Raw genomic sequence first — 24,718 nt, 5'->3', positions numbered from 1 at the left:
CCCATGGCAGACACGGTTCATATTGGCATCCTGCTCTTCCCCGACGTCACACAGCTCGACGCGACCGGTCCCGCCCAGGTCCTGTGCCGCGTGCCCAACGCGAAACTGCACATGATCTGGAAGACGCTCGATCCCGTGCGGACCGATGCCGGGTTCTCGATCGTGCCGACGACCACCTTCGCCGACTGCCCGCAGCTCGACGTGATCTGCGTACCGGGCGGCGGCGGACAGGTCGCGCTGATGACCGACGAGGAAACGCTCTCCTTCCTGCGCAAGCAGGCCGAAGGCGCACGCTACGTCACCTCGGTCTGCACCGGCTCGCTGGTGCTCGGCGCCGCGGGGCTTCTGAAGGGATACAAGTCCGCCTGCCACTGGACCTCACGCGAGTTCCTGCCGGCCTTCGGCGCGATCCCGGTCGCCGACAGGGTCGTGCGCGACCGCAATCGCGTGTCGGGTGGCGGCGTCACCGCCGGCATCGATTTCGGCCTCACCCTCGCCGCCGAGTTGGCCGGCGAGGAAGTGGCCAGGTCCATTCAGCTCACCCTGGAATACGATCCCAAGCCGCCCTTCGATTCGGGCAGCCCCGAGAAGGCCGGACCGGAACGCGTCGAGCGGCTGAAGGAACGCATCCACGCGATGCTGCAGAAGCGCGAGGAAGCGAACCAGGCCGCTGCCGCACGACTGGCCTAGCGCCGCGCGGCGATGAACGGGACCATGGCGGCGGTCGGGACGACCATCCGCCGATGCGTCCCGGCGATCCTCAACCGCCTCCCACGAGGCGCTGCAGCACGGCGTCGAGCGTCACCGTGCCCCGGCGCAGGTCATCGCTCGGCGGAAAATCGAGACGGCCAGCATTGATCGCCTCGTCGAGCTCCGCGAGCTTCGCCGCGTAATCGGCCCCGAGGCCCGCGGCCACCAGCGCCGCCACCGACTGTTCGCGCGACGACGGCACCGCCGTCACCGGCTTGCCCAGCAGACGCGACAGGACTGCCGCCGCATCGAGCGCCGAATAGGGCGCCGGCCCCGCGAGATCGACGATGCGCGTCCCCGGTCGCGGGTCGAGCAGCAGGTCCGCCGCGACGCGGCCGACATCGAGCGCCGACACGGCCTCATGGCGTTTGTCGAGCGCGAGCTTGCCCGAGGGCAGCACGCCCGCCTCTCGCGCCACCGGCAGCATGGCCGCCCAGTTCTCCAGGAATTCGCCCGGGCGCAGGAAAACGAGGGACGGTGCGGCGTCGGCAAGGGCCGCTTCGAAGTCATGCAGGACCTGCACGATGCCGTTGCCCTCGTGGAGATGCGCACCGACCGACGAGAGCGCCACGACATGCGGCACCCCTGCCGCGCGCACCGCGGCAGCGATCGATCGGGCCATGACACGCGATTGGGCCACTACGTCCTGAGCCTGATACGGCGGGACCAGCATCACGAAGGCCGCCTCCGCGCCCGTGAAAGCCGCGGCGAGGCTTTCCGTTTCCGATGCGTCGCCGCGGACGGTCTCGACGCCCAGCCCCTGTGCACGCGCCGGATCGCGCACCACCGCGCGCAAGGCGGTGCCGCGTTGCTTCAGGGTCTCGAGCGCTGCGCCCCCGACTTTACCGGTGGCTCCCATGATGACGAACATTGCGACCTCCAAGGTTGTGGAGCCGCACCTAGCATCCCGGTGTACTTCTCATAAGTACGCACATTTTTTATACTAGGTATCAGTCATGGATTTGGAGGCGCGCGCGATGGCCGAGACGAAGGCCCCCTGGTGTCCGGTCACGGCGACGGTCGAAGTGATCGGCGGACGCTGGAAGCCGACGATCCTGTACCACCTGAAGGATCAGCCCCGTCGCTTCAACGAGCTGCGCCGCCTGGTTCCGGGGATCACGCAGCGCATGCTGACGCTGCAGTTGCGCGCGCTGGAGCAGGACGGGATCGTGGCGCGCAGGGTGCACAACACGATCCCTCCCCATGTCGAGTATTCGTTCACGAAGAAGGGATTTACGCTCGGCCCCATCCTCGATGCGATGGTGGCCTGGGGCGATGCGAACCGTCCGCGCGGGCGCGGACGCGCCGACGGCTAGTTGGCGCCGGCCGTCGCGCTCTCAATGGTGATGGCCTTGCCGGCGGCCATGTCGAACTTGAGACGGCGTACGTAGTCGAGGTCGCGGCCGGTGACGCGCACGAAGCGGCTACCGTCGGGATAGTCGATGGCGTGGATCGCGCCGACGTCATAGACGCCGGCGTGGCCGGGCTCGAGGCGATAGGTCTTGACCTTCTCGAGCTTCGCGTCGCCGGCGTCTGTCCCGCCGTCGACGCGCTTGTACTCGCTCATGTCGGTGTACATCACCGCCTGGCCGTAGACCGCCCATGAGGCGCCGTGATCGTGCGGCGGGCTCTTGTGCGGCTTGGGATTGCAATGCGCCAGCACGACGAAGCCGAGGTCCTTGTCCTCGTAGAGCTTGCGCGTGCCGATCGGCGCGGCGGGGCCCACGGCCTCGTCGACGAAGGACGGGTTCGCCAGCAGCTTCTCCAGCAGCATGCGAACCTGCTCGCGGCCGGCGGGTCCCTCATGCGTCTTGAGCGCGGCCTGCGCATCCTTGACGAACGTGTCGAGCGTGTAGGCCATGCGACGGCTCCCTCAGAGAAAACGGCAGGCGGAAATGATCCGCCTGCCCACCTCGCCCTGTCAACGGCCGCCGAAGATGCGGCGCGCGATCACCATGCGGTGCACTTCCGACGGGCCCTCGTAGACCCGCATGGTGCGCACCTTCTGCGCCATCATCGACAGCGGCAGCTCCTGCGTCACGCCCATGGCGCCAAACGCCTGCTGGGCATGATCGATCACCTCGGTCGCCATCTCGGTCGCGTAGACCTTGATCATCGAGGCCTCCATGCGCACGTCGCGGCCCTCGTCCTGCTTCACGGCGGCATCCATCACCATCAGGCGACAGGCGTGCAACTTCATCGCCGCATCGGCCACCCACCACTGGACGGCCTGACGGTCGGCCAGTTTCTCGCCGAAGGTGACCCTCTGGCTGGCGTGTTCGACCAGCATGTCGAGCGCGCGCTGCGCCATGCCGATACACCACGAGCCCATCTGCAGGCGGCGCACGGTGAGGCGGAGCTGCATGGGTGCGAAGCCCGCACCGATGCGGCCCAGCACCTGCGTCTCGGGCACGCGGCAGTCCTCGAATACGACCTCATAGGTGCGCTGGCCGGCCAGCATCGGAATGGCGCGGGCCACGACCAGGCCCGGCGTGCCCTTGTCGATCAGGAAGGCGGTAATGCCGCCGCGCGCGCCGAGATTAGGATCGGTCACCGCCATGGCGATGGTGAAATCGGCCTTGGCAATGCGGCTGATCCAGATCTTGCGGCCGTTGATCACCCAGTCGTTGCCGTCCTTCACCGCCCGGGTCTTCATGCCGGCCGGATCGCCGCCGGCGCCGGGCTCGGAGATGGCAATGGCCGAGCTGGTTTCGCCGGCGGCGTAGGGTTCGAGGTACTTCTTGCGCTGCTCGGGGCTCGCCGTCGCCAGCAGCATGTGCAGGTTGGGCGAGTCGGGCGGGAAGGTGAAGGGCACGCAGGTGTAGCCCAGCTCCTCGTTGACGCCAACCAGTGCCACGGCCGGCAGGTTGGCGCCGCCGACTTCCTCGGGCACGTCGAGCGCCCAGAGGCCGAGGTCCTTGCACTGCTTGAAGAGCTTGGCGTTCTCCTCGTCGGACAGCGACGCCGGCTGGCCCGAGGCGAACCGGTCGAGCACGTTCTTCTCGAGCGGCATCAGCTCGTTGCGCACGAACTTCTTCACGAGATCGCGCAGCATCTGATGTTCTTCGTTGACCTGGTACATAGCAGCTCCTCCTGATTCGATTACGTCGGCTTTCCGATACCCTTGTTGACGAAGTCGAGCGTGTAGGCCCGGGCCACGTCGAGCCCCTTCGGCAACACGTCGACATCGACCATCGACTGATAAAATCCCTGCCAGCGCGAATCGGTCATGGCGCCGACGCCGCGCTGCAGCGCGTCGCCCGACATCACGATGCCGCGCTCGTTCATCACCCGGATCGCGTACTGGATACGATCGTCGGTCTGTTCCGGATTGGCCTTCTTGATGAGTGCGTTGGCGGCCTCGGCCGCCGGCCCTCCCTTGAGATACTGGGCCCAGCCTTCGAGCGTTGCGTCGACGAACCGCTGGATGAGGTCGCGCTTCTCGCCGGCCAGCTTGCGCGAGATCGCGATGGTGGTCTGGTAGGCGCTGAATCCCGCGTCGGCAATCAGTAGGTACGGCGGCATGCGCCCGATGACCTTCGAGATCGAATAGGGCTCCGACGACACGAAGCCCTGCTGCACGACGTTCCGGTCGGCGAGGTAAGGCGCCATGTTGAACGTGTAGGGCCTGAGCTGGTCGTCGCGCAGCCCGAACTTCTTGCGGAGATAGGGCCAGTAGGTGACGCGCCCGCCGCTGCCGATCAGCAAGGTGCGCCCCTTGAGGTCCTCGAAACCGTCGAAGCCGGTGTCGGGATGACCGATCAGGACCTGCGGATCCTTCTGGAAGATCGAGGCGATGGTGAAGAAGGGCGCGCCCTCGCGTACATAGGTGAAGGCCTCGAAGCTGTTCGACATGGTCATGTCGACGCGGCCTGTCAGCAGCAGCTGGCCGATGTTCAGGCTCGGGCCGCCCTGGCGGATATCGCACTCGATTCCCACCTTGCGATAGAGGCCGGCTGCGACCGCCTGGTAGTACCCGCCATGCTCGGCCTGGGCGCGCCAGTCGGTCTGGAACACGAGCCGGTCGAGCGTCTGGGCGCGCGCCTGTCGTGCGAGCGGCTGCAGGAGGGGCACGGCGGCGAGACCGAGCGCGGCACGGCGACTGAGGCGATAGGCGGTCATGGCGCGAGACCGTCTCCCCGGCGGTCGAAGGTTAGTGCCACCAGTTCCCGGATCGCCAGATTCGATTCAGCGAGGGCGCCAACGGAAGGCAGCCAGGCATCCCACCATGGGATGGCATCGTTGGGGACACTCCAGTCCACGCCGAAGATCGCGAAGTTCAGGCCGGCCCGCTTCGCGAGCTTGGCCGCCCGGGGCACATGGAAGGCCGACGTGATGATCGCCAACCTGCCGCCCTTCACGAGCTCGCGGACGTTGCGCATGTTCTCGATCGTGTTCAGCGACTTGCCGTCGGAGACGATCGCGTCGCCGGGAATGCCGAGGTCGAGCAGGAAGCGCCGCATTGCTTCGGCCTCGGTCGTGGCCGCCCCCCCCTGCTGCTCGACGAACGATCCGCCACTCACGATGATCCTGGGCGCGGCGCCCGCCTTGAACATGCGGGCCGCCTGCCAGATTCGATCGGAGGCGTCGTTCAGTTCCGGCTCCGTCGTATAGGGCGGGGCGGCGGGCGAGATGCCGCCGCCCAGCACGACAATTGCGTCGTAGCAGCAGGGCTGGTTGCCGGCCACGGCCTCGCGGGCCTTCGCTTCGAGGTGCAGGTTGAGCCGCTGGGTCACCGGCGGGAAGGAGAGCACGAGAATCTGCAAGAGCGCGACGCCAAGCGTTGCCCCGGCGAGCCGGCGCCACCCGGCCAGGCGCAGCAGCAACGACAGCACGACGCCGACCGCCAGCGAGGCCGGCGGCAGCATCAGGGTGGCGAGAATCTTGAGGATGACGAAGGTGTTCATGCCGGTCTGCGTCGCGCTCCGGCTATACTAGAGCAAAGCACTGCAGGCTCGTCGAAAGGATTGCGAAGATGTCGCTATGCGATGACGGCAGCCGGACTGAAGCGGGCAAAAAGAAGGGCGGGCCCGGCCTGCGCCGGAACCCGCCCGATCTTGGTCCGTAGAGAACGAACTAGATCGCTTCCTTGAGGTCCTTCGCAACGCGGAAGGTGACCTTCTTGGACGCCTTGATCTTGATCGCTTCGCCGGTGGCCGGGTTGCGGCCCATGCGCGCCGGACGGGCGCGGACCTGAAGGATGCCGAGGCCGGTGATGCGAACCTTGTTGCCCTTCTTCAGGTGACGAACGACCAGGCCGACGAACTCGTCGAGAGCGCCCGTCGCATCCTTCTTGGTCATGCCCGTCTTCTCGGCCAGCTCTGCGGCAACCTTGGAAAGCGGAACGGTGGGAACAGTGGTGGGTTTGGTAGCCATGGTTGAGGGGTCCTTACATTTTTGGTTTGTCGACGTTCCTGACGCCCCAGGGCACCGCCGACGGCGCCAAGGTTATCCACGAATTGATCCCCCGCAAGGGGCGAATCCACGGAAAATGTCGATTCTTGGGGCTTTTTCGGCCATTTAGAGCAGTCATCCACAGATTGCAGAGAGCGTTTGGCGTGTCGAGCCCCAGCCTGATCCCGACTTTCAGCACCGCCGTGAATACGTGGCAGTGCGACGAAAACAACCACCTCAACGTCCAATTCTACACCGAGTTTGCCCACGAGGCGTCGGCCAGTCTGCTGTCACATCTCGGCTTCGGTCCGCGCGCCCAGCGCGCGGCTGGGGTCGTGACGCGGCCTGACGACGACCATGTCCGCTACCTGCGCGAGTTCCGCGTGGTCGAGCCGGTGGAGGTTCATTCCGCCCCGGTCGAAGTCGGCGAGCGCGATCTCGTCGCCTATCACGAGGTGCGCAATCCCGCGAAGAACGAGATCGCCGCCACCATCCGCCGCCGCATCGCCTGCGACCGCGCCTGGCCCGCCGATTTCCGCGCGCGCGCCGAAGCGGCCTGCATCGCATTGCCCGCAACGGCGCGGCCGCGCAGCGTCGGCCAGCTCTCCCTGCCCGACCTGCATCTTTCCCAGGCAGCGTCGGTCGGCCTGATCGAAGTCGGCCGCACGCAGATCACGCCCGACGAATGCGACGAGCGTGGTGAGTTCCTGCCGCGCCACCAGTTCGGCCGCTACTCCGACGGCGCGCCGGTCCTGTGGAACCATCTCGGCTTCGACCGCGCCGCCATGCAGGAACGCCAGGAAGGGTCCGTCGTGGTCGAGATGCTGAACCACTATCGCCGACCGCTGCGGGCCGGCGACCTCGCCGTGGTGATGAGCGGGCTCGCCACCTTCACCGACAAGACCATTACCTTCACGCATTTCCTGTTCGAGGCCGAGACCGGCACGCTTGCTGCTTGCGCCGAGGCCGTTGGCATGAAGTTCGACCAGAAGATCCGCAAGATCATGACGTTCCCGCCCGAGGATCGCGCGCGCATGGAGGCGCGGCGCCTCAGGCTCTGAGGAGAAGGCGATGGACGAGAAGACGAAGACGGCCGCCGGCATCGCCACCGGCCTGCAGGGCATGAAGTATGATGACGTGCGCCTGGCCGAACTGGCGACCGAGGTCGAGATCCTGAACGACGCGGTGCGCAAGGCGGCCGCCGCACGCCTCACCTTCGACGACGATCCGGCGGCCTTCGCCAGCATCATGGCGAAGGAAGCCCGCTCATGAAGAACCAGGATCTCGCACTGGATGATCTTGCCTCCATTGCCGACGCGATCGCCGCCGGACGCACGACATCGGTGGCCGCGACCGAAGCCTGCCTCGCCCGCATCGAGGACTGGCAGCCGCGCACCAATGCCTTCCTGCGCGTCTACAGGGAGAAGGCGCTCGAGCAAGCCAAGGCAATGGACGCCGAGCTTGCCGCCGGCAGGCGTCGCGGCCCGCTGCACGGCGTGCCGATGGCGCACAAGGACATGTACTACCGCAAGGGGGAGGTCTCGACCGGCGGCAGCGCGATCCGCCGCGACTGGGTGGCGCCGGTGACGGCGACGGTGCTGGGCAAGCTCGACGCCGCCGGCGTGGTCGAACTGGGCTTCCTCAACATGGCGGAGTTCGCCGCCGGCCCGACGGGCCACAACGTGCATCACGGCCATTGCCGCAACCCCTGGGACCAGAGCCGCGTCACGGGCGGCAGCTCGAGCGGCTCGGGCGCGTCGGTGGCTGCACGGATGGTCTATGGCGCGCTGGGGTCGGATACCGGCGGCTCTATCCGACTGCCGGCGGCCGCCTGCGGCGTCGTCGGCATGAAGGCCACCTATGGTCGCGTGAGCCGCGCCGGCGCCGTGGCGCGCTCGTGGAGTCTCGACCATGTCGGACCGCTGACGCGCACGGTGCGCGACAATGCCCGCATGCTCGCGGTCATCGCCGGCCACGACCCCGAGGATTCGACGACCAGCGAGAAGCCCGTGCCCGACTACGAGGCGCTGCTCGACGGCGGCGTCGCGGGCCTGCGCATTGGATTGGCTTTGCCGAACGATGGCCCCGCACCGCTGGATCCTCAGATCGGCGCGGCAGTGCAGGCCGCCGCAGATGCGCTTGGCCGGCTCGGCGCGAAGGTCTCGAGCGTCACCCTGCCCGACTTCACCGCGCTCTACCGCGCCGCCGAGGTGATGGTGAAATGCGAGGCGGCCGCCATGCACCGGCCGTGGATGGAGAAGACGCCCGAACTCTATGCCAACCAGGTGCGCACGCGCATGGAAGCGGGCTTCTTCATTCCGGCGACGCAGTACATCGACGCGCTGCGGCTGCGCGCGCATTTCGTGAAGGAGTTCCTGTCGACGGCGATGGATGGCGTCGATGCCGTGCTGCTGCCGGCGATCCCCTTCCCGCTTCCCACCATCGAGGAGACCGACACCGAGACCAAGGGTGGTCCGGCGGTGCTGAAGACGGTGGCGGGCTTCACCGGCCTCACGCGGCCGTTCAATACGCTGGGCATTCCCGCGCTGTCGGTGCCCTGCGGGTTCGACAGGAACGGCGCGCCAATCGGGATGCAGCTCGTCGGCCGGCCGTTCGACGAAGCGATGCTCTACAGGATCGGCCACGCCTACCAGGGCGCGACCGAATATCATTTGAAGGTGCCGGTTTAAGAGAAAGATCTCTCGCTTTCGCTCGGGATGACACCGTTTGTCATCCCGAGCGCAGCGAGGGATCCTTACTCAAACGTCTAGACCGCCAGGTTGACCGTCACGCTCTTGCGCTGGGTAAAGCTGTCGAGCATGCCCTCGAGCGAGAACTCGCGGCCGAGGCCGCTCTGCTTGTAGCCGCCGTAGGACATGCCGGGCGTCTGGCCGCCGCCCTGGTTGACCTGGACCCAGCCCGATTCGATCGCATGCGCGGCGCGCAGGCCCTTGCCAATGTCGTGCGTCCAGACATAGGCCGCGAGGCCGTAGTGGCTGTCGTTGGCCATGCGGATCGCCTCCGCCTCGTCGCTCCAGCGGATCGCGACCAGCACCGGCCCGAAGATCTCCTCACGCGCAAGGCGCCAGTCGTTCGAGCGGTCGGCGAACACGGTCGGCATGGTGAAGTAGCCTTCGCTCAGCGGACCGGTCTTGGGCGGCAGGCCGCCGAACACCAGCTTGGCATCGGAGCGGTCGAGACCGTCCTGCACGTACTTGCAGACCTTGGTGTACTGCTTGTTGTTGATGATGGTGCCGATGTCGCTCGCCTCGTCGAGCGGATCGCCGATCTTCAGCGCCGTGGTCTTCTTTTCGAGCTTCTTGAGGAAACTGTCGAAGATGTCCTCGTGCAGGAACATGCGCGAGCCGGCCGTGCAGCTCTGGCTCTGGCGGGTGAAGCGCATCGCGTTAATGATGCCGTCGACCGCCCAATCCTCGTCGGCATCGGGATAGACGATCGAGGGGCTCTTGCCGCCCAGCTCGAGCGACACCGGCACGATACGCTCTGCCGCGGCGCGCATGATCACCTTGCCGACTTCGGTGGAGCCCGTGAACGACAGCTTGCGGATCTTGGGGTGGTTGGCGAGCGGACCACCGCACTCCTGGCCGTAGCCGGTCAGCACGTTCAGCACGCCCGGCGGTAGGAACTCCTGGCAGATGTCGGCCATCAGCAGCACGCCCATCGGCGCATCCTCGGCCGCCTTCATCACCAGCACGTTGCCGGCGCAGAGGGCGGGCGCGATCTTGAGCGCGCCCAGCATGACCGGCGCGTTCCACGGGATGATGGCGCCCACGATGCCGATCGGCTCACGGCGCGTATAGGACAGGACATGCTCGCCCAGCGGCACGGTCTCGCCCTTCAGTTCCGAGCCGAGGCCGCCGAAGTAACGGAAGATGTCGGCGGCAAGCTTGGCCTCGCCGCGTGCCTGGGTGCGCAGCGCATTGCCGGTTTCAAGTGCGATGGTGCGCGCCATCTCTTCGCTGCGCGCCTCGAGCACCTCGGCGATCTTCAGCAGGATCTTGCCGCGCTCGCGCGGCACCACGTTCTTCCAGGCCGGGAAGGCCTTCTCGGCCGCCTCGACGGCGGCGTTGACGTCGGCTTCCGCGGCGCGCGGCACTTCCGCCACGGCCGTGCGCTTGCCCGGATTCTCGATGGTGATGCGGGCGCCCGAGGCGCTCTCGACCCACTTGCCGCCGATCAGCATGCCCTTGGGCTTGTAGGTATTGGCCGGCTGGGCCTGGGTCTTCAGTTCGGCAGTGGCGGTCGACATGCGGTCCTCCGAGGGTCCAAAAAATCGGCCCGGAGTTTGGCCCGCAGGACGCTGCGCCACAAGCAGAACGGGCCGCCCCTAACCCTTCTTCGGGGAGGGCCTGCGCTTCCGCTTCGCGGTCAACTCGCCGTACTTCATCCCTTCGAGCTTCAGACCGTCGGGATCGAGGAAGAACACGGCGTAGTAGTCCTCGTAATATTCGCCGGCCGGATCGACGATGCGGACGCCCTGCCCTTCCAGGTAACCCTGCAGCGCATCGACGTCCCGTCGGCTGCGCAGCTGGAATGCATAATGATGCAGGCCGACATCGCCGATCCGATGCTTCTTTCGCCCCTCGGCCGGCGCGATCCAGTAGCGCGTCCTGCCGTTGGTCCAGCCGATGGTCGAGGGATACTCGTCCGAGATTTCGAAGCCCAGGAACGTGAACAGGCCGCCATAGAAGGCCTTCGACTTCTCGTAGTCGCTGACCCTGATGCTGATGTGGTCGATGCCGACGACGCGGGACACGGGAGCGGACTTCTTGGAGCGGGCCATGGCGTCCTCCGGATTTCCAGTGGCGACAACGGGCCGAATATCGGATTGTTTCGCCGTCATTCGAAGAGGGACGAAATGAAGCGATTCGCGAGCGGCGTTGCCCCGACACTGGCGCTGACCCTGGGCCTCCTGGCCGCCGGCAGCGCCTGGGCCGGCACCCTGGACGATATCGCCAAGAGCGGCGTGATCCGCGGCGGCTTTCGCGAGAATGCCCATCCCTTCGCCTACAAGGGCTCCAACGGCAAGCCCGCCGGCTTCATGGTGCAGCTCTGCGAGGCCGTGGCAGGGGACATCGCCAAGCAGCTGAAGCTGCCCGGCCTCAAGGTCGAATTCGTGCCGGTCACCACCGAGAACCGGCTGGATATGATCAAGCAAGGCAAGATCGACCTGCTCTGCGATTCTCTCACCGAGACGCTGGACCGCCGTGCCGTGGTCGACTTCTCCATCACCACCTTCGTCGACGGCACCAGCTTCGCCATCCGCAACGACGGCCCGCGCGACATGCAGGACCTCGCCGGCAAGAAGGTCGGCGCGGTGGCCGGAACGCTGACGGAGGAAGAACTGCGCAAGGCACTCGCTTCCATCCACGTGGCCGCGACCGTGGTGCCCTTCACCAGCTTTACGGCGGCCATGGCGGCGCTGGAGAAGGGCGAGATCTCCGCCTATTTCGCCGGCGGGGCGATGCTCACCGCGATGATCAAGGACCACAAGGACGCGGCCAAGATCCTGCTGGCAAACACCTATCTCAGTCTCGAGCCCTTCGCGCTCGCCATGAAGCTGGGCGAAGGCCCCTTCCGTCTTGCCGTCGATCGGGCGCTCAGCCACATCTACCGGTCGGGGCAGATCGCCACGATCTTCAGCGACGTGTTCGGCAAGAACGCGCGGCCGACGCAGCAACTGCAGACGCTCTATATGATCGCGACCTTGCCGGAATAGACCGCAGGGCCCATCTCCAGCCGATGTCGCGTCCCTTCCGCCTTTCCGTCCTCGACCAGTCGATCGCCGTCTCGGGCCGACCGCACGGCCAGTCGATCCGCAACACCGTGGCGTTGGCCAGGCACTGTGAAGCCCTGGGCTACGACCGCTTCTGGGTGTCGGAGCACCATAACCATCCGACCATCGTCGGCACCGCGCCCGAGATCGTGATGGCAGCGATCGCCGCCACGACCGAGCGTATTCGCATCGGCAGCGCCGGGATCATGCTGCCGCACTATTCGCCGTTCAAGGTGGCCGAGGTTTTTCGCGTGCTCGACGCGCTGGCGCCCGGCCGCATCGATCTCGGCCTCGGCCGCGCGCCGGGCTCGGACGGCCGTACCGCCTTCGCGCTAAATCCCGCCGCCAACGAGCGGCCCGAGCATTTCCCGGCCGACGTGCGCGACCTGATCGCCTGGGTCCACAACGAACCACTGATCGAGCGCCACCCGTTCGCGACGGTGAAGGCCTTCCCACAAGGCGATACGGCACCCGAGATCTGGGTCCTCGGCAGCTCTGACTACGGTGCACAGGTCGCGGCGCTGTTCGGCCTGCCCTACTGCTACGCTTGGTTCTTCAGCGACGGTGCCGGCGGCGAGCGCGCCATCGATCTCTACAAGCGAACCTATCGCCCGAGCGCACGGCATCCCGAACCGCATTCCGCCCTCTGTGTCTGGGCGCTGGCCGCCGAGACGATGGAAAAGGCGCAGTACCACTTCACCTCGAGGGCGCTGAGCCGGATCAATCGCGACAAGAACATCCTGGGGCCGCTGCTGCCGCCCGACGAGGCCGCCCTGGCACCGGTCACCGCCTACGAGGCGGCGAAGATGGAGCAGTTCCGCAAGGACTCCTTCGTCGGCACCGGCCCCGAAGTGGCGGCGCGCATCACCGAACTGAAGGAGCGCGTCGGCGTCGACGAGATGGCGGTCGTCACCTGGACCCACGACGAGCAGGTCCGCCGAGACAGCTACGCCGAACTCGCCAAGGCCTACGGCTTCGCGCCGTAAGCCTTGGCACCGTCTGCTTAGCGCGGCTCCGTCCAGCTTTCGGAGAAGGCGAGCGCCGAGGTGCTGAAGGGGCGGCCTTCACGTTCGCGCGGCCACGGCTTGCCGCGGGCCTGCTGGCCGTTCAGCGTGAGGCGGCCGGATAGCGCCGGGACCAGTACCGTGCAGACACCGTAGGGCCTCGGATTCGGCTCCTGGTTGGGTTCGGTGTGGATCAGCAGCGGGTCGCCGATGTCGTGCCAGGTGAGCGCGATCTCGGCATCGGCGGCGGAAACGTATTCGGTCCAGAAATAGCGCGGGTCGCCGGCCTTGCTGAAGTCGGCATCGATCACCGGGATCGACAGGTCCTTCAGCTCGGGATTGAGCATGCCCTGCACGGTCTGCTGCAGCCAGCGCGCCATGGCGATGTTGTCGGAATAGATGCGCCAATGACCGTGCGTGAGCTCGCTCTTGAGATAGAGCACATGCCCCGGACCGGCTGGGCAGAACAGGATCCGCCAGTAGCTGGCATCGGTGGAATTGGGATCCCTGTCCTTTTCGCTGAGGCGAAGAAACGGATTTTCGCCCGTCAGGACAACACGATGCGGATCGGCGACGCTCATCTTCTCTCCCCTGTGCCTGTCTGGAGTGCGCAACCGAGCTGCCGGCTGGGCCGTTCACGAAACCTAGCCTAGCAGGAGGTCCCGTATGGGCGAAGTCCTTGGACGCACCACGACGAAGCTTCTGGCCGGTGTCGTAGGCGCCACGCTGGTGGCTTGCAGCAGCCTGGCACAGGCGCAGAACGACCCGCCCGGTCGTGTCGGCCGCCTCGCCTTCATCGACGGCACCGTCTCCTTCCATGACGACGAGGAAAACGGCTGGACCCGGGCCGTCGTCAATACGCCGCTCACAACCGGCGATGCACTCTGGACGGAACCGAACTCCCGCAGCGAAGTGTCACTGGCCGGCACCCGCATCCGCATGGACGGCTCGACCGAGCTCGACATGACCCAGGTCGACGACAGGCAGGTGCGCCTGCAACTGCCGCAAGGGCGTATCGATGTGAAGTCGACCCAGCTCGACACCTCCCAAGCCTACGAAATCGTCACCCCGCGCGGCACGATCTCGCTCCAGCAGCAGGGAGACTATTATGTCGAAGCCGGATCGCAGCAGAATCCGACTCGCCTGGGCGTCCGTTCCGGCGCTGCGCAGATCCAGGGCCTGAACGGCCAGGCCCTGGCCGTGCGCCCTGGTGAAGTGGGCGAAGTCTACGGTGACGGCTCGTCGATGCAGCTCAAGGCCGTGCGCGCGGCCCCGCCGGCACCGGCCGCCTCGTGGGCCGCGCGTGACCGGCAGATCGTCTACGAACAGCCGCCGCAATATCTGCCCGTGGGTATGACCGGTTACGAGGACTTGAACGCCTATGGCAACTGGATCAATGACGGCAGCTACGGTCAGGTCTGGGTGCCGCGATCGACGCCTGCCGGCTGGGCCCCGTACCGCACGGGCCACTGGTCCTACGTCAAGCCATGGGGCTGGACGTGGATCGACGAGCAGCCCTGGGGCTTCGCGCCCTATCACTACGGGCGCTGGGCCAACAGCAACAATCGCTGGGTCTGGATCCCGCCGCAGCGCGAGGAACGTCCGGTCTACGCTCCGGCGCTGGTCGCTTTCGTGGGCGGAATCGAATTGGCCACACAGCTCGGCAACCAAAGCGGCAATACCGGCCCGGTGGGCTGGTTCCCGCTGGGACCGCGAGAGGTCTACGTACCGCCCTACTCCGCCGATCGCGACTACTACCAGCGCATCAATCGTGCTGCGCGGATCCAGGATCGCGAGCTGCAGGAACGCTGGGAGCGCGCGCAGCGCCGCGAGGCGTTCATCGCGGGGCAGAATTCGGTGCTCGCCAACCAGCGTTTCGCGACCGTCGTGCCCTCGCGGGCCTTCGTGCGATCGCAACCGGTCCAGCGTGCGGTGCTGAAGGTGCCGGCCGAGAGACTGATCAAGGCTGCAGTGGCGCCGGTCTCGGCGCCGCCCGTCCCGACGGCTTCGATTTCCGCCGTGGCCGACGCGAAGACCGCCAAGCCCGAAAACAACGACCAGAAGACGGCTCCCACCGATCCGAAGCTCGCTGGAAATGCCGGGACCGCCACGCCGGACGTAGCGGTTGCCAAGACGGCGGTCGCCGACATGCCGATGCTTGCCAAGCCGCAGTCGGCCGACCGCAAGGCCGCTCCGGGTCCGGAGGTCGCCTCCACCGACAGCAAGGCCGGCGCCGATGCCAAGCCGGCCTCGGGCGACAACAAGGCTGCCCCTGCGCTGCGGCCGCGCCAGGGCGCCGCCCCGCCGGCGCCGAAGGAGACCGACAAGCCTGGGCCCGGCCAAGCGAAGCAGACGCCGGCGATCCAGGAGCGCGGCAAGCCTGCAGCCAACCAATCCAAGGAAGCGGCACCTGCGCCTTCCAAACCAGAGCTCGCCTCGCCCGCCCCGGTTCCCGCGCAGCCGCAGCTGCGACAGGATGGGCCGAAGCAGGCTGCCCCCGCTCTGCAGCAACGGCCGGCGGCCACCCCGCAGTCGCGCAAGGAAGACGAACCGCGGCAGGCGGCTCCCCAGCCCACACCGAAGCCGGAAGCGGCGCCCCGTCAGGAAGCGCCGCGCCCGCAACCGCGTCCCGAGCCTCAGCAGCCGCCGCAACAGGCTCAGCCGCCGCGCCCTCAGCCTCAGCAGCAGGCACCGCAGCCGCAGCGCCAGCAGCAGCCGCAACAACATCAGCAGGCTCCGCGCGAACAGGAAACCCGCGCGCCCGCTCCGCAGCAGCAACGGCAGATCGCTCAGCCGCCGAAGGCCGAACCGCCACAGCCGCAGAAGCAGCCCCAGCCGCAACAGGGCAACGGCAAGAAGGACAAGGACTGACCCGTCCCTCTTGCTGACAATCGAACGGCCTTAGAGAACCTGATTGCGGAGCGTTGCTTCGCCCCGCCAAAGACGGTCGAGATTCTCGATCAGGATGTCGATGACGTTGTCTTCGTAGGCGCGGGTTTCGCCCGCGGTGTGTGGGGTGATGAAGACATTCGGCATCGTCCAGAGCGGCGAGGCCGCCGGGAGAGGCTCCTCGGCGGTGACGTCGAGGGCCGCCGCCCAGATCTTGTTACCCTCCATCGTCTTGATGAGGGCCGTCTCGTCCGCGACCTTGCCGCGGGCCACGTTCACGAACACCGACGAGGGTTTCATGGCGGCAAAGGCTGCCGCGCTCATCAGGCCCGTTGTTTCCGGTGTCAGTGCGCAGGTGAGCGCGACGATGTCGGCCTGCGGGACCAGCTTCACCACATCAGCCATGCCATGGATTTCGTCGGCGCCATTGGTGCCGGCCTTCGGGTCGCGGCGGATGCCGACCACCTTCATGTCGAAGGCCTTGGCGAGCTTGGCGAGATGGCTGCCGATGCGGCCCATGCCGACGATCAGGATCGTCTTGCCGCCCAGTTCGTCCTCGCGCTGGGTGAGATCGCCCAGCATACCGCGCCACACTTTCTTGTGCTGGTTGTCCCGCGCCTCGGGCAGGCGGCGATAGACGGCCAGGATGAGGGCCAGTGCGTGTTCGGCCACGGCCCGGGCGTTGACGCCGGCCGCGCTCGCCAGGCGGATGCCCTTGGCGCCCAGCAGTTCCTTCGAATACTGGTCCATGCCGGAACTGATGGACTGGACGAACTTCAGTTTGGTGGCATGGGGGATGATGTCGTTCTTCCACATGCCCGAGACCGAGACCACATCGGCCTCGCCGACCCGCTGCACGAATTCGTCGTAGCTGCGCACCTGGAAGCTGTTGATGCCGGTATTCCGGGCATCGAACCGCGCATTCATCTGGTATGCCGCATGCGCGAAGCAGATTGTCAGCTTATCTCTCGTCGGAAACATGGAACTCCCCCTGCACAAGGTGCCACACTAGCGCGAACGACGACCCAGGGGGAACAAGATGAGCCGCAATCCGCTCCGTGAACGCCTGAATGAGGGCAAGCCGACGCTCGGCACGCACATTCTGTCGGCCTGGCCGACGCTCGTGGAGCTGATCGGCCATTCCAAACAGTACGACTATGTGGAATTCACCGCCGAGTACGCGCCCTTCACCATGCACGACCTCGACAATCTCGGCCGCTCCTTCGAGCTGATGGGCATGTCGGGCATGATCAAGATCGAGCAGACGCAGTACACCCACCAGGCCATGCGGGCGATCGGCTCGGGCTTCCAGAGCGTGCTGTTCGCCGACATCCGCTCGGTCGAGGACGCGAAGGCCGCCGTCGACGCCGTGCGCGCCGAGACGACGATGGCCCACGGCGCGCGTGGCCGCGGGCGGCTGGGCGTCGGCATGCGGCGCGACGTCGGCACGGTCCGAACCGGCGGCTCGCCGGCTTACGTCGATGCGCTGAACGAGGTCGTGATCGCCATCATGGTCGAAAAGAAGTCCTGTGTGGACGATCTCGACCGCATCCTCGACGTTCCAGGCCTCGACATGGTGCAGTTCGGCGCCTCCGATTTCTCGATGAGCATCGGCAAGACCGGCCAGTACAACGATCCCGAGGTGCTGGCGGCCGAGAAGAAGACGATCGAGACGGCGCTCAAGAAGGGCCTGCACCCGCGCGTGGAACTGCGCGATCCCAGCCAGGCTGGCAAGTATCTCGACATGGGCGTGAAGCACTATTGCATCGGTTGGGACGTCCGCATCCTTGCCGACTGGTGGGACACCAAGGGCGCCGAGATGCGCGGCCTGCTGGGCGGCGCCGCCGCCCCGGCCAAGGCGCCTGCCAAGGCCGGCAACTACTGAGTCTCACGATGAAGCCTCCGATCGCGCCGCGGCGGCCGTCGCAGCGCACCCTGCACGGCGTCACGGTCATCGACGACTATGCGTGGCTGAAGGACGAGAACTGGCAGGAGGTGCTGCGCGATCCGTCGCGGCTCGATCCAGACATCCGTGTCTACATCGAGGCCGAGAACGCCTATGCCGAGGAGAGGCTCGGACCGACGAAGGAGCTGCAGAAGACGCTGGTCGCCGAGATGCGCGGCCGCATCAAGGAGGACGATTCCGGCGTGCCGACGCCCGATGGGCCGTTTTCCTATCTCTGGAAGTTCCGCCAGGGCGGCCAGCACCAGCAGATCGGGCGCACGCCGCGCGACGGGGGCGAAATGCAGACGATCCTGGACGGCGATGCGCTGGCCAGGACATCGGACTATTTCAAGTTCGGCGGCACGCGGCATTCGCCCGACCACAAGCTCGAAGCGTGGAGCGCCGACCTGCGCGGCTCGGAATACTTCACCCTGCGCGTCCGGCGCTGGGATACCGGCGAGGACCTGCCCGACACGCTGACGGAGACCGGTGGCAGCGTCGTCTGGGGACGCGATTCGTCGTTCTTCTTCTACGTCCAGGTCGACGAGAACCATCGCCCGCTCAAGGTCTTCCGGCATCGGCTGGGCACGTCACAGGCAGACGACGTCCTCGTCTACGAGGAGAAGGACGTCGGCTGGTTCACCCATATCGGTGAAAGCGCCAGCGGCCGCTTCTGCGTCGTCTCGGGCGGCGACCACGATACCACCGAAGAATGGCTGATCGATCTCTCCGTGCCCGACGCCGCGCCGCGCCTGGTCGCGCCGCGCGAGACGGGCGTGCGCTACAGCGTGGCCGATCGCGGCAAGGATTTGTTCATCCTCACCAACGAAGGCGGCGGCATCGATTTCAAGATCGTCACGGCGCCGCTGGCTGCCCCCGAACGCGCCAACTGGCGCGAGCTGGTGCCGCACCGGCCGGGCACCTACGTCCTCGGCATCGAGCTCTTTGCCGGCCATCTCGTACGACTGGAGCGCAGCAATGCCCTCCCCTCGATCGTGATCCGCGATCTCGCCACCCAGGCCGAGCACACGATCGCCTTCGACGAGACCGCCTATTCGCTCGATATGGTCGGCGGCTACGAGTTCGACACGACGGTCATGCGCTTCGTCTACTCGTCGATGACGACACCGTCGGAGGTCTACGACTACGACATGGCGACGCGGCAGCGTGTGTTGCGCAAGCGTCAGGAAATCCCCTCCGGTCACGATCCCGCCGCCTATGTCACGACGCGCATCACGGCGAAGGCGCACGATGGCGCCGAGGTGCCGGTGTCGATCCTGCATCGGCGCGACCTGGTGCGCGATGGCAGCGCACCGCTCCTGCTCTACGGCTACGGCTCCTACGGCATGGCGATGCCGGCCTCCTTCTCGGCGAATCGCCTGTCGCTGGTCGATCGCGGCTTCGTCTATGCAATCGCCCATATCAGAGGCGGTTCCGACAAGGGCTGGTCCTGGTATCTCGACGGGAAGCGCGAGAAGAAGACCAACACGTTCGACGATTTCGTCGCTGCCGGTCGCGCGCTGGTCGAGGCCAGGTACACTTCGGCCAAGCGTATCGTCGGCCACGGCGGCAGTGCGGGCGGCATGCTAATGGGCGCGGTCGCCAACCGGGCGCCCGACCTGTTCGCCGGCATCCTCGCCGAAGTGCCCTTCGTCGACGTGCTGGCGACGATGCTCGACGACAAGCTGCCGCTCACGCCGCCGGAATGGCCCGAGTGGGGCAATCCGATCACCGATCCAGTGGCGTTCAACACCATCCGCTCCTATTCGCCCTACGACAATGTCGCGGCACAGCAGTATCCGGCGATCCTGGCGATGGCCGGGCTCACCGACCCACGCGTGACCTATTGGGAGCCGGCCAAATGGGTGGCGCGGCTGCGTGCGACCATCACGGGTGGCGGGCCGGTGATCCTGCACACCAACATGGGCGCGGGTCATGGCGGCGCCTCGGGCCGCTTCTCCCGCCTCGACGAGGTGGCGATCGGCTACGCCTTCGCCCTGGATACCGTTGGTCTTGCAGGAGCCAAGCCATGAAAACGCGCATCGATACGATCCTGAACGACGCCGTGCAGCGCGGCGACGTACCCGGCGTCGCGGCCGTCGCAACCGACGGCAATGGCACGATCTACGAGGGCGGGTTCGGCAAGGCGATCCTGGGACAGGACGCCGACATGACGCCCGACACCGTCGTCTGGCTCGCCTCGATGACCAAGGCCGTCACCGGCGCCGTGGCGATGCAACAGGTCGAGCGCGGCGCACTGAAGCTCGATGCGCCGGCGAAGAGCGTGATTCCCTATCTCGGCGAGGTACAGGTGCTGGAAGGCTTCGATGCCGCAGGCAAGCCGCGGCTGCGCAAGCCGGTGCGCGACATTACCCTGCGCCATCTGCTCACCCACACGGCGGGCTTCGGCTACGACATCTGGAACCCGGAGATCCTGCAGTATCGCGAGGTCATGGACGTACCGACCATCGGCGCCGGCCTCGACAAGTCGCTGACGACGCCCCTGCTGTTCGATCCCGGCACGCGCTGGCAGTACGGGATCGGCATCGACTGGGCCGGCAAGATGGTCGAGGCGGTCACGGGCCGGAAGCTCGGCCAGGTGATGCACGAAGATCTATTCGGCCCGCTCGGCATGGACAGCAGCGCCTTCCGCCTCACCCCGGCGATGCGCGCCCGCATGGCCAGGGTCCATCACCGCAAGGAAGATGGCAGCCTGGTCGCCGACCTGAAGCGCGAAGTCCCGCAGGATCCCGAATTCGAAGCGGGCGGCGGCGGTCTCTACTCGACGGCCAACGACTATCTGAAGTTCGTGCGCATGGTGCTGGACGGCGGCAGGTCGGCGCGCGGCGAGGTCGTGATGAAGCCAGAGACAGTCGATGCGATGGCCACCAATTCGATGGGCGACTCGACCGTGACCTTGCTGAAGACCGTGATGCCCGCTTTGTCCAACGATGCCGAATTCTTCCCCGGCATCACCAAGCAGTGGGGCCTCAGCTTCCTGATCAACAACGAAGAAGCGCCGACCGGCCGCTCGGCCGGCAGCCTCTGCTGGGCCGGCCTGCCCAACACCTACTACTGGATCGATCGCAGGAAGCGCCTGGGCGGCGTCTACATGACCCAGATCCTGCCCTTCGCCGACGTGAAGTCGCTGCCGCTGTTCTACGCCTTCGAGAGCGCGGTCTACGGGCGCTGACCAGCGAGACCGAACAGCTCCGTTTCCTCCCGCACGCCCCTCAGGCGGTGACGGCCGAGCGACACGAGCCGGTCGCGGCTCGCGGTCGCCGCCTCGGCGAATGCCTGCGACATCAGCAGCGACTGGCCGAGCGGCTGGCAGAGCGCCTCGATGCGCGAGGCCTCGTTCACCGCAGGACCGATCACCGTGAAATCGAGCCGCGAATCGGAGCCGACGTTGCCGTACAGGACCCGGCCGATGTGCAGGGAGACGTCGAGCGATGTCGCCCTTTGGCCGGAATTGCGCCGGTCGATGTTCAGTGCGTCGATGCGGGCCAGTATCTCCTCAGCCGCCGCCAGCGCCGTGGCACAGACCTCGGCCCGGTCGTCGAGCACCACCGCGAAAGCCGCCAGCATGCCGTCGCCCATGAACTTGAGCACTTCCCCGTCCCGCGCGACGATCGGTTGGACCATGCAGTTGAAGTAGTCGTCGAGCAGCGCGATCACCTCATGGCCCGGCATCGTGTCGGCGAGCGCCGTGAAGCCCCTGAGATCGGTGAAGAGCACCACGGCCTCGACACTCTGCACCTCGCCGCGCCGAACCGTGCCGGCCAGAATGCGGCCCGCCGGATCGTCGCCGAGATAGGCCGCGAGCAACCCGTGGCCGATGCCACGCATGCTGATGGCCTTCACGGCAAGGGCGAAGACAGGCAGAACCTCGCGCAGGAAGGCGACATCTGCTTCGCGAAAACCGTCCGACCGGTCGGTCGAGGTGGAGACCACAAGTCCTAGCCGCTCCGAATGCTCGGCCTCGGCCGGAGTGCCGACCTGTAGCGACAATTCCCCGAACGGCTGGACCCATCCGATCCATTCGGTCATCCCGGCGGCACGCAGCTCCTCGAAGACAGGGACACCGCCCAGATCGTCGATCCCATCGACGCGGCGACGGCGCTCGCTGATGCCGTCAAGCAGCATCGTCGCAAACGGGCTGCTCCGGATCTCGGTCGAATCGATCTCGGAATGGGCGAACTCGAAATGCTGGCCGATTCCTCCGGCCGCATCCCAGATCAGACTGCGCGCCCGCACCATGGGATGGAGCGTGTTCATGCCCAGGAACATGCGCTCGACCCGCAGGTCCGCCTCATTGAGGCGGCGACCGAAACCGTCGACCAGCTCCTCCAGGAGCATGTTGCGGAGGCCAGCCTGTGCCAACCAGCCCGCGAGATCGATCGGCGTCACGGCGTCACCGCTTACGTCGTCGGCGGCGTCATCGTTCCCGCCGGTAGAGCGGCGCAATGATCGTAGATGTCGCTCGGCCGCGTGAACCAGACCTTGTCCTTCTGCGGATGATTGGCGATGTGCGACAGCGCCTCGCGCAGCGCCCGCAGCCGATAGGGTTGGCCCACGATCATGGTGTGGAGCGCGATGCCGCAGACCAGCGGCTGCTTCGCGGACTGCCGCAGCAGCTCCTCGAACTGGGCGATGATCATGTCGCGGAACTCGTCGCCGCTGTGGTGGCGCACCAGAACCTGCGGGCTGTCGTTGACCTCGATCGGATAGGGCACGCTCATCAGCGGTCCCGAGCGCGTCTTCATCCAGATCGGCTGGTCGTCGTTTGGCCAGTCCATCAGGAAGTCGTAACCCGTCTCCTTCAGGAGATCGGGCGTGACGCGGGTCGAGGCCATCCACGGCGCCATCCAGCCGCGCGGTCGCTTGCCCGACGCCTTCTCGATGGCGTCGCTGATCTCCTGCAGGAAGCGCTTCTCGTCGGCCTCCCACATGCCGCCGTGGCGCTCGGCGTTGGTGCGGCCATGACCGATGAACTCGTCGCCGCGCGCCTTCAGCGCATCGACGATCTGTGGCGCATAGTCGAACACCGTCGTGTTGATCAGGTGCGCGGCCGGCAGGTTGAGCTCGTCGAACAGTTCGAGGCAGCGCCAGACGCCGACCCGGTTGCCGTAGTCGCGCCAGGCGAAGGTGCGAGGGTCAGGTGGCGGATTGGCAACGGTGAGAAGGTGTCCCTCGCCCGCCCCGAAAGCGAAATGCTCGATGTTGAGACCGAGATAGACCGCGAGCCGCTTGCCCCCGGGCCACGAATAGTCCTTGCGCTGGGTGATCGGCGAATAGGGATAGCGGTCGTGATACGGCAGCCTGATCGTGTGCATTCCTACCTCTTGACGACCGCAACCTTGTTGTCGGTCTGCTCGGTATTCATTCGCCGGAACCTGTCGACCGCTTCCGCATGGAAGGCGCGCTCCTCTGGCCCCGCTTCCTGGACCGGCCGGCGCTCGTCGTCGAAGTGGCCATACTTGTCCTCGCCGCGCACCAGCATGGCGCTCACCCGCGTCGGCGAGGTGCAACGCGCCCAGGTCGGGATGTAGCTGATGCCGAGGCCGATGCGCCGATCGGTCGAGCGGTTGGGCCGCGAATTGTGGACGAGGTGCGTATGGTGCAACGAGAATTGGCCGGCCTTCACCGGCATAAAGGCCGTCCGGCTGCGGTCGAAGTCGCCCGTCAGCTCCTGGCCGCGCGACAGCAAATTCTCCGGATCCTGCATCTCGGCATGCGGCAGCTGGCCGAGCTTGTGCGACCCCGGCACGACCTCCATGCAGCCCGCCTCGACCGGCGCGTCGGAGAGCGCAACCCAGGCGGTGACATGGCAGGCGGGCTCCAGCGCGAAGTAGGTCGCGTCCTGGTGCCAGCTCACATAGGCGCCGGAACCTGCGTCCTTGGGCCAGACGCTGAGATGGAACAGGCGGATGTCGGGTCCGATCAGATCCTCGACCGCGTCGAGCACCTCGGGCGAATGGACGATCTCGTCGACCCAGGGAAAGAGAAGATGCGGCTTGAAATTGTGGCCGCGCGTCAGCTTCTGGCCCTGCGCGCGCTCGAAGGCTTCGAGCCTGTCGCGCCAGGCCCGTGTGCGTTCGGTCGAGAAGGCGTCGACCGGGCAGACATAGCCGTCTCGCGCATAGGCTTCGACCTGTTCGGGTGTGAGCTTCTTTGGCATGTCAGTGCGCCGTCCAGCCGCCGTCGACGAACAGCAGCGAGCCCGTGGTGAAGGAGGAATCCGAAGAAGCCAGGAAGAGGGCCGCCTTGGCCACTTCCTCCGGCTGGCCGATGCGGCCCATCGGATGGCGCACCTTCCAGAAGGCGCGCGCGGCCTCGGGGTCGGGTTGGCGCTTCAGCGAGCGCGCCGGCATCGGCGTGTCGATGACGCCCGGCATCAGCGCATTGATGCGGATGCCCTGGGCGGCATGATCGACGGCGACGGTCTTGGTGAAGGAGACGATGGCGCCCTTGGAGGCGATATAGGCCACGTTGGTGCCCAGGCTCGACTGGGCGAGCTGCGAGCCCAGCGTGACGATGGCGCCGGACTTTGCCGCGATCATCGGCTTGATGGCGTGGTGGACCCAGAGAAAGGTGCCCTTCACGTTGATTGCGAAGGTGCGATCCCAGGTCGCCTCGTCGACCTTGTCGACCGTGCCCCCGAAAGAGGCACCGGCGGCCGTCACCAGGACATCGACGCGGCCCCATTTCTCCAGCACCTTCGCCACGCCCGCGCGTGCCTGTTCGTTGTTGCTGACGTCAGCGGGGATGATGAGGGTGTCGCCGGCGATCTCGGCGGCGACCTTCGCAAGCCCCGCCTCGTCGAGATCGACCAGCGCGACCCTGGCGCCCTCGGCTGCGAACAATCGTGCGGTCGCGGCGCCGATTCCGGATGCCGCACCGGTGACAATGGCCACCTGATCCTTGAGCTTCATGGCG

At 66.6% G+C, this 24,718-nt stretch carries 24 protein-coding genes and 1 pseudogene; 11 read left to right on the top strand and 14 right to left on the bottom strand.

All coding sequences use genetic code 11. The features are described 5' to 3' along the window. Nucleotides 1-3 precede the first annotated feature (3 nt). Nucleotides 4-690, top strand: a complete 687-nt coding sequence (locus Q0Q48_RS16415; protein ID WP_295139765.1) for a DJ-1/PfpI family protein — start codon at nucleotides 4-6, stop codon at nucleotides 688-690. Between the two features lie 70 nt (nucleotides 691-760). Here Q0Q48_RS16415 and Q0Q48_RS16410 read toward each other — a convergent pair whose 3' ends face one another. Then, a complete protein-coding gene (locus Q0Q48_RS16410) occupies nucleotides 761-1,621 on the bottom strand; it encodes an NAD(P)H-binding protein (protein WP_295139764.1) in 861 nt (286 codons plus the stop codon). Nucleotides 1,622-1,727: 106 nt separating this feature from the next. Between Q0Q48_RS16410 and Q0Q48_RS16405 the strand changes: the two genes are divergently transcribed. Beyond that, entirely contained in the window at nucleotides 1,728-2,066 is a 339-nt protein-coding gene (locus tag Q0Q48_RS16405; protein ID WP_295139763.1) for a helix-turn-helix domain-containing protein, read from the top strand. Here the strand turns inward: Q0Q48_RS16405 and Q0Q48_RS16400 are convergent. From Q0Q48_RS16400 to Q0Q48_RS16380, 5 genes and pseudogenes are all read right to left on the bottom strand, one after another. Then, nucleotides 2,063-2,611 (bottom strand): hypothetical protein, encoded by a 549-nt coding sequence (locus tag Q0Q48_RS16400; RefSeq protein ID WP_295139762.1) that lies wholly within the window; start codon nucleotides 2,609-2,611, stop codon nucleotides 2,063-2,065. The genes Q0Q48_RS16405 and Q0Q48_RS16400 overlap by 4 nt on opposite strands. A gap of 60 nt (nucleotides 2,612-2,671) precedes the next feature. Continuing rightward, on the bottom strand, nucleotides 2,672-3,832 hold the full coding sequence (locus tag Q0Q48_RS16395) for an acyl-CoA dehydrogenase family protein (protein ID WP_295139760.1): 1,161 nt from the start codon (nucleotides 3,830-3,832) through the stop codon (nucleotides 2,672-2,674). Between the two features lie 20 nt (nucleotides 3,833-3,852). Further along, nucleotides 3,853-4,872 (bottom strand): ABC transporter substrate-binding protein, encoded by a 1,020-nt coding sequence (locus Q0Q48_RS16390; protein WP_295139757.1) that lies wholly within the window; start codon nucleotides 4,870-4,872, stop codon nucleotides 3,853-3,855. Further along, nucleotides 4,869-5,657 carry a YdcF family protein gene (locus Q0Q48_RS16385; RefSeq protein ID WP_295139755.1) on the bottom strand — a complete coding sequence of 263 codons (789 nt, stop codon included), beginning with the start codon at nucleotides 5,655-5,657 and terminating at the stop codon, nucleotides 4,869-4,871. Before Q0Q48_RS16385 ends, Q0Q48_RS16390 begins: the two co-directional genes overlap by 4 nt. Nucleotides 5,658-5,826: 169 nt before the next feature. Then, a pseudogene (locus Q0Q48_RS16380) lies at nucleotides 5,827-6,141 on the bottom strand (HU family DNA-binding protein); the annotation flags it as partial. A 167-nt stretch (nucleotides 6,142-6,308) separates the two neighbouring features. Between Q0Q48_RS16380 and Q0Q48_RS16375 the strand changes: the two are divergent. The 3 genes from Q0Q48_RS16375 to Q0Q48_RS16365 are packed head-to-tail and all read left to right on the top strand — an operon-like array spanning nucleotide 6,309 to nucleotide 8,834. Next, nucleotides 6,309-7,205, top strand: coding sequence for a thioesterase family protein (locus Q0Q48_RS16375; RefSeq protein WP_295139753.1), 897 nt, complete (start codon nucleotides 6,309-6,311; stop codon nucleotides 7,203-7,205). A gap of 10 nt (nucleotides 7,206-7,215) precedes the next feature. After that, nucleotides 7,216-7,416, top strand: coding sequence for a hypothetical protein (locus Q0Q48_RS16370; RefSeq protein WP_295139751.1), 201 nt, complete (start codon nucleotides 7,216-7,218; stop codon nucleotides 7,414-7,416). Further along, nucleotides 7,413-8,834, top strand: coding sequence for an amidase (locus tag Q0Q48_RS16365; protein WP_295139749.1), 1,422 nt, complete (start codon nucleotides 7,413-7,415; stop codon nucleotides 8,832-8,834). Before Q0Q48_RS16370 ends, Q0Q48_RS16365 begins: the two co-directional genes overlap by 4 nt. A gap of 77 nt (nucleotides 8,835-8,911) precedes the next feature. On the opposite strand, the gene Q0Q48_RS16360 is transcribed toward Q0Q48_RS16365, so the two are convergent. Then, nucleotides 8,912-10,414, bottom strand: coding sequence for an aldehyde dehydrogenase family protein (locus Q0Q48_RS16360; RefSeq protein WP_295139747.1), 1,503 nt, complete (start codon nucleotides 10,412-10,414; stop codon nucleotides 8,912-8,914). A gap of 78 nt (nucleotides 10,415-10,492) precedes the next feature. Continuing rightward, a complete protein-coding gene (locus tag Q0Q48_RS16355; RefSeq protein WP_295139745.1) occupies nucleotides 10,493-10,948 on the bottom strand; it encodes a VOC family protein in 456 nt (151 codons plus the stop codon). A gap of 75 nt (nucleotides 10,949-11,023) precedes the next feature. Between Q0Q48_RS16355 and Q0Q48_RS16350 the strand changes: the two genes are divergently transcribed. After that, a complete protein-coding gene (locus tag Q0Q48_RS16350; RefSeq protein WP_295139743.1) occupies nucleotides 11,024-11,884 on the top strand; it encodes an amino acid ABC transporter substrate-binding protein in 861 nt (286 codons plus the stop codon). A gap of 23 nt (nucleotides 11,885-11,907) precedes the next feature. Next, on the top strand, nucleotides 11,908-12,927 hold the full coding sequence (locus tag Q0Q48_RS16345) for an LLM class flavin-dependent oxidoreductase (protein ID WP_295139741.1): 1,020 nt from the start codon (nucleotides 11,908-11,910) through the stop codon (nucleotides 12,925-12,927). A 17-nt stretch (nucleotides 12,928-12,944) separates the two neighbouring features. On the opposite strand, the gene Q0Q48_RS16340 is transcribed toward Q0Q48_RS16345, so the two are convergent. Continuing rightward, nucleotides 12,945-13,526, bottom strand: coding sequence for a hypothetical protein (locus Q0Q48_RS16340; protein ID WP_295139740.1), 582 nt, complete (start codon nucleotides 13,524-13,526; stop codon nucleotides 12,945-12,947). Between the two features lie 85 nt (nucleotides 13,527-13,611). Between Q0Q48_RS16340 and Q0Q48_RS16335 the strand changes: the two genes are divergently transcribed. After that, nucleotides 13,612-15,816: a DUF6600 domain-containing protein gene (locus tag Q0Q48_RS16335; protein ID WP_295139738.1), complete on the top strand. Its 2,205-nt coding sequence runs from the start codon at nucleotides 13,612-13,614 to the stop codon at nucleotides 15,814-15,816. 30 nt (nucleotides 15,817-15,846) lie between these two features. On the opposite strand, the gene Q0Q48_RS16330 is transcribed toward Q0Q48_RS16335, so the two are convergent. Beyond that, a complete protein-coding gene (locus Q0Q48_RS16330) occupies nucleotides 15,847-16,815 on the bottom strand; it encodes a D-2-hydroxyacid dehydrogenase (protein WP_295139736.1) in 969 nt (322 codons plus the stop codon). 58 nt (nucleotides 16,816-16,873) lie between these two features. Here Q0Q48_RS16330 and Q0Q48_RS16325 point away from each other — a divergent pair, with 58 nt between their 5' ends. From Q0Q48_RS16325 to Q0Q48_RS16315, 3 genes are read left to right on the top strand one after another with little or no spacing between them, the layout of a single operon-like run. Beyond that, nucleotides 16,874-17,719, top strand: coding sequence for an aldolase/citrate lyase family protein (locus Q0Q48_RS16325; RefSeq protein WP_295139735.1), 846 nt, complete (start codon nucleotides 16,874-16,876; stop codon nucleotides 17,717-17,719). Nucleotides 17,720-17,727: 8 nt separating this feature from the next. Next, entirely contained in the window at nucleotides 17,728-19,812 is a 2,085-nt protein-coding gene (locus tag Q0Q48_RS16320) for a S9 family peptidase (RefSeq protein WP_295139733.1), read from the top strand. After that, nucleotides 19,809-20,972 carry a serine hydrolase domain-containing protein gene (locus tag Q0Q48_RS16315; protein WP_295139731.1) on the top strand — a complete coding sequence of 388 codons (1,164 nt, stop codon included), beginning with the start codon at nucleotides 19,809-19,811 and terminating at the stop codon, nucleotides 20,970-20,972. Before Q0Q48_RS16320 ends, Q0Q48_RS16315 begins: the two co-directional genes overlap by 4 nt. On the opposite strand, the gene Q0Q48_RS16310 is transcribed toward Q0Q48_RS16315, so the two are convergent. From Q0Q48_RS16310 to Q0Q48_RS16295, 4 genes are read right to left on the bottom strand one after another with little or no spacing between them, the layout of a single operon-like run. Next, the gene (locus Q0Q48_RS16310; RefSeq protein ID WP_295139729.1) at nucleotides 20,960-22,246 is read right to left on the bottom strand and encodes an adenylate/guanylate cyclase domain-containing protein; all 1,287 of its coding nucleotides are present in this window, start codon (nucleotides 22,244-22,246) and stop codon (nucleotides 20,960-20,962) included. The two genes, Q0Q48_RS16315 and Q0Q48_RS16310, sit on opposite strands and share 13 nt — an antisense overlap. After that, entirely contained in the window at nucleotides 22,201-23,115 is a 915-nt protein-coding gene (locus Q0Q48_RS16305; protein WP_295139728.1) for a polysaccharide deacetylase family protein, read from the bottom strand. The genes Q0Q48_RS16310 and Q0Q48_RS16305 overlap by 46 nt, the downstream gene beginning before the upstream one ends. A gap of 2 nt (nucleotides 23,116-23,117) precedes the next feature. Beyond that, nucleotides 23,118-23,960, bottom strand: coding sequence for a phytanoyl-CoA dioxygenase family protein (locus tag Q0Q48_RS16300; protein WP_295139726.1), 843 nt, complete (start codon nucleotides 23,958-23,960; stop codon nucleotides 23,118-23,120). 1 nt (nucleotide 23,961) lies between these two features. Then, nucleotides 23,962-24,714 carry an SDR family oxidoreductase gene (locus Q0Q48_RS16295; protein ID WP_295139725.1) on the bottom strand — a complete coding sequence of 251 codons (753 nt, stop codon included), beginning with the start codon at nucleotides 24,712-24,714 and terminating at the stop codon, nucleotides 23,962-23,964. Between the last annotated feature and the right edge of the window lie 4 nt (nucleotides 24,715-24,718).

Source organism: uncultured Reyranella sp. (assembly GCF_945957355.1).
GTDB lineage: Bacteria > Pseudomonadota > Alphaproteobacteria > Reyranellales > Reyranellaceae > Reyranella.
The sequence above is the reverse complement of the archived record's forward strand: the minus strand, read 5'-3'. Positions and strand labels throughout refer to the sequence as shown.

Excerpts from the sequence above, each read along its gene's own strand:
- Q0Q48_RS16415 (WP_295139765.1), top strand. The coding sequence starts at position 4 with ATGGCAGACACGGTTCATATTGGCATCCTGCTCTTCCCCGACGTCACA.
- Q0Q48_RS16410 (WP_295139764.1), bottom strand. The coding sequence starts at position 1,621 with ATGTTCGTCATCATGGGAGCCACCGGTAAAGTCGGGGGCGCAGCGCTC.
- Q0Q48_RS16405 (WP_295139763.1), top strand. The coding sequence starts at position 1,728 with ATGGCCGAGACGAAGGCCCCCTGGTGTCCGGTCACGGCGACGGTCGAA.
- Q0Q48_RS16400 (WP_295139762.1), bottom strand. The coding sequence starts at position 2,611 with ATGGCCTACACGCTCGACACGTTCGTCAAGGATGCGCAGGCCGCGCTC.
- Q0Q48_RS16395 (WP_295139760.1), bottom strand. The coding sequence starts at position 3,832 with ATGTACCAGGTCAACGAAGAACATCAGATGCTGCGCGATCTCGTGAAG.
- Q0Q48_RS16390 (WP_295139757.1), bottom strand. The coding sequence starts at position 4,872 with ATGACCGCCTATCGCCTCAGTCGCCGTGCCGCGCTCGGTCTCGCCGCC.
- Q0Q48_RS16385 (WP_295139755.1), bottom strand. The coding sequence starts at position 5,657 with ATGAACACCTTCGTCATCCTCAAGATTCTCGCCACCCTGATGCTGCCG.
- Q0Q48_RS16370 (WP_295139751.1), top strand. The coding sequence starts at position 7,216 with ATGGACGAGAAGACGAAGACGGCCGCCGGCATCGCCACCGGCCTGCAG.
- Q0Q48_RS16365 (WP_295139749.1), top strand. The coding sequence starts at position 7,413 with ATGAAGAACCAGGATCTCGCACTGGATGATCTTGCCTCCATTGCCGAC.
- Q0Q48_RS16360 (WP_295139747.1), bottom strand. The coding sequence starts at position 10,414 with ATGTCGACCGCCACTGCCGAACTGAAGACCCAGGCCCAGCCGGCCAAT.
- Q0Q48_RS16355 (WP_295139745.1), bottom strand. The coding sequence starts at position 10,948 with ATGGCCCGCTCCAAGAAGTCCGCTCCCGTGTCCCGCGTCGTCGGCATC.
- Q0Q48_RS16350 (WP_295139743.1), top strand. The coding sequence starts at position 11,024 with ATGAAGCGATTCGCGAGCGGCGTTGCCCCGACACTGGCGCTGACCCTG.
- Q0Q48_RS16345 (WP_295139741.1), top strand. The coding sequence starts at position 11,908 with ATGTCGCGTCCCTTCCGCCTTTCCGTCCTCGACCAGTCGATCGCCGTC.
- Q0Q48_RS16340 (WP_295139740.1), bottom strand. The coding sequence starts at position 13,526 with ATGAGCGTCGCCGATCCGCATCGTGTTGTCCTGACGGGCGAAAATCCG.
- Q0Q48_RS16335 (WP_295139738.1), top strand. The coding sequence starts at position 13,612 with ATGGGCGAAGTCCTTGGACGCACCACGACGAAGCTTCTGGCCGGTGTC.
- Q0Q48_RS16330 (WP_295139736.1), bottom strand. The coding sequence starts at position 16,815 with ATGTTTCCGACGAGAGATAAGCTGACAATCTGCTTCGCGCATGCGGCA.
- Q0Q48_RS16325 (WP_295139735.1), top strand. The coding sequence starts at position 16,874 with ATGAGCCGCAATCCGCTCCGTGAACGCCTGAATGAGGGCAAGCCGACG.
- Q0Q48_RS16320 (WP_295139733.1), top strand. The coding sequence starts at position 17,728 with ATGAAGCCTCCGATCGCGCCGCGGCGGCCGTCGCAGCGCACCCTGCAC.
- Q0Q48_RS16315 (WP_295139731.1), top strand. The coding sequence starts at position 19,809 with ATGAAAACGCGCATCGATACGATCCTGAACGACGCCGTGCAGCGCGGC.
- Q0Q48_RS16305 (WP_295139728.1), bottom strand. The coding sequence starts at position 23,115 with ATGCACACGATCAGGCTGCCGTATCACGACCGCTATCCCTATTCGCCG.
- Q0Q48_RS16300 (WP_295139726.1), bottom strand. The coding sequence starts at position 23,960 with ATGCCAAAGAAGCTCACACCCGAACAGGTCGAAGCCTATGCGCGAGAC.
- Q0Q48_RS16295 (WP_295139725.1), bottom strand. The coding sequence starts at position 24,714 with ATGAAGCTCAAGGATCAGGTGGCCATTGTCACCGGTGCGGCATCCGGA.